Below are 1,845 nucleotides of genomic sequence, written 5' to 3'. Positions count from 1 at the left end.
CTCATGAAACCCTTTCCTGCTTAGTTTTTGCAAGCTTTTGTCCTGTACTTAGATCCCCCTTATACGTCCAAGTACAATCCCATTGAACATCGTTTATTTCCTCATGTCTCTCGCGTGTGTCAAGGGGTGATCTTTGAGAGTGTCCAGATTGTTCAAGACTTGATAGCAACGACAACCACCCGGACAGGACTGAATGTGTTTACAACCATTCTTGACAAGACTTATCAAACGGGGCGAAAAGTGGCTGAAGACTTCAAATCCAACATGAAGATTGTCTTTGATGAGTTCTTGCCTCAGTGGAATTACACGGCAAAGCCAGAATTACAGGTTATTTAATCCACGATCCTTAGCATTCCGTCGCGGACAACTAAGTTTGGCTTGCCAGCAGGAACCGTCTTCCTGGGTGAGTAAAACGGCATATAAAGTAGTGCGCGCTTGATGCCCAAAGCGAGTCAGCTTCCAGTTGAGGGTCTCATGAATTGGGTAGGCAACATCACCCCCCGCAAGTAGTTCTGTATCTGCAACCAGTTGGGTGGCGCATTGATAGAGGACGGGTGCGATCGCGCTGCCCTCAACAAACTCCTGTTGAATCTGTTGAGCAAACTTAGCCTTTTGAGATGCAGGGGAAGAACGAGTAATTAGGAGCGCCATAGGTTTCCTCCCCCCACTGCTAATTGATTGCTGTCCGTTGCAGGTGAGATTGAAGGTCGAGAATGGAAAGATTGTTGACTCAGCTTGTGGATTTGAAACATGGCTTGTTGTCCTTTGCAATAAGGATGTGAGCGAGAATAGCCATGCAGCAGCGCGAGTCCTTCAGATTGGACTTGCCGCCAGCCTGAAATTACCCGTAAAAATGGCAAAGTTTACACCCTTGAAGGGCATGACATTGCTACAGCTACATCGCGAGTTCACAAACGCACCCTGTTTGCGCCTGCGGCTGACTGTTGAAGTCTGTAATCGCTCGATAAAAGCCTTAAAAGCCCTGTCTAACCGTCGATTAGATTAGTCTTTGTCCTTTCGGCTATCTTTTCTCCCAGCACTCGATCAGGTTTCTGGTTCTAAAGGAGCTAGTTGAGAATGCACCCAAACTGTTTGGTAGAAGGTCTCTTCATGAAATGGGTTGAGTCATGCATGGGAAAATTCAGCTTGAAGAAGAAAGACTGACCCAATGCCCCTGCTTTCTGAGTAGAGGTTAACGGCAGCGACTGACGCTTTTCCAGTGGTGGTAAAGTGTTCTAGAAACTGCCGTTCTTCAGCTTTGAGGGAAACGATGTATTTCTTTTGAGGCATGATCATTTCAACCTAGGACTTCATCCCCTGATTATCCCTCAATCTAACTTTGACAGACCAGTAGATGCAACCAATCAAATCATGCTGAACTATCGCGCTGCACCACCCGGACAAAAAATATTGCTTCAGCAAGTGCTAGATGGACAGGTAACGGCGGACATGGTGCGCGCTCGCATCGTTCTAATTGGCTACACGGCTCCCGTTGCCAGAGACAGCTTTGACACGCCCTATGGTGAAATGGCAGGGGTTTGGGTTCACGCTCACATGGTGAGTCAGATGCTTAGGATCGTGGATTAAATAACCTGTAATTCTGGCTTTGCCGTGTAATTCCACTGAGGCAAGAACTCATCAAAGACAATCTTCATGTTGGATTTGAAGTCTTCAGCCACTTTTCGCCCCGTTTGATAAGTCTTGTCAAGAATGGTTGTAAACACATTCAGTCCTGTCCGGGTGGTTGTCGTTGCTATCAAGTCTTGAACAATCTGGACACTCTCAAAGATCAATGGTTCGGACAAATTTAGAGGAGAAATAGACAAGAAAGCCATCGACCGCTTA

General features: G+C 46.6%; 6 protein-coding genes. 3 read left to right on the top strand and 3 right to left on the bottom strand.

Annotation, left to right across the window (positions count from 1 at the left end):
• Nucleotides 1–27: 27 nt before the first annotated feature.
• Nucleotides 28–336, top strand: a complete 309-nt coding sequence (locus tag ACKFKF_RS34980) for an ISAzo13-like element transposase-related protein (protein WP_446871931.1) — start codon at nucleotides 28–30, stop codon at nucleotides 334–336.
• Here the strand turns inward: ACKFKF_RS34980 and ACKFKF_RS34975 are convergent.
• On the bottom strand, nucleotides 322–651 hold the full coding sequence (locus ACKFKF_RS34975; RefSeq protein WP_446871930.1) for a hypothetical protein: 330 nt from the start codon (nucleotides 649–651) through the stop codon (nucleotides 322–324). The two genes, ACKFKF_RS34980 and ACKFKF_RS34975, sit on opposite strands and share 15 nt — an antisense overlap.
• A gap of 127 nt (nucleotides 652–778) precedes the next feature.
• On the opposite strand from ACKFKF_RS34975, the gene ACKFKF_RS34970 reads away from it, so the two are divergent.
• Nucleotides 779–1,006 carry a hypothetical protein gene (locus ACKFKF_RS34970; protein ID WP_446871929.1) on the top strand — a complete coding sequence of 76 codons (228 nt, stop codon included), beginning with the start codon at nucleotides 779–781 and terminating at the stop codon, nucleotides 1,004–1,006.
• Between the two features lie 119 nt (nucleotides 1,007–1,125).
• On the opposite strand, the gene ACKFKF_RS34965 is transcribed toward ACKFKF_RS34970, so the two are convergent.
• The gene (locus ACKFKF_RS34965) at nucleotides 1,126–1,290 is read right to left on the bottom strand and encodes a hypothetical protein (protein WP_446871928.1); all 165 of its coding nucleotides are present in this window, start codon (nucleotides 1,288–1,290) and stop codon (nucleotides 1,126–1,128) included.
• Here ACKFKF_RS34965 and ACKFKF_RS34960 point away from each other — a divergent pair.
• Entirely contained in the window at nucleotides 1,282–1,587 is a 306-nt protein-coding gene (locus ACKFKF_RS34960; RefSeq protein WP_446871927.1) for a CHASE2 domain-containing protein, read from the top strand. The genes ACKFKF_RS34965 and ACKFKF_RS34960 overlap by 9 nt on opposite strands.
• Here ACKFKF_RS34960 and ACKFKF_RS34955 read toward each other — a convergent pair.
• Nucleotides 1,584–1,845: ISAzo13-like element transposase-related protein (locus ACKFKF_RS34955; protein ID WP_446871926.1), on the bottom strand; the 262-nt coding region annotated here is incomplete at its 5' end. The two genes, ACKFKF_RS34960 and ACKFKF_RS34955, sit on opposite strands and share 4 nt — an antisense overlap.

It is taken from the genome of Phormidesmis sp. 146-12 (assembly GCF_052939495.1).
This window is presented reverse-complemented; position numbering and strand designations above follow the sequence as displayed.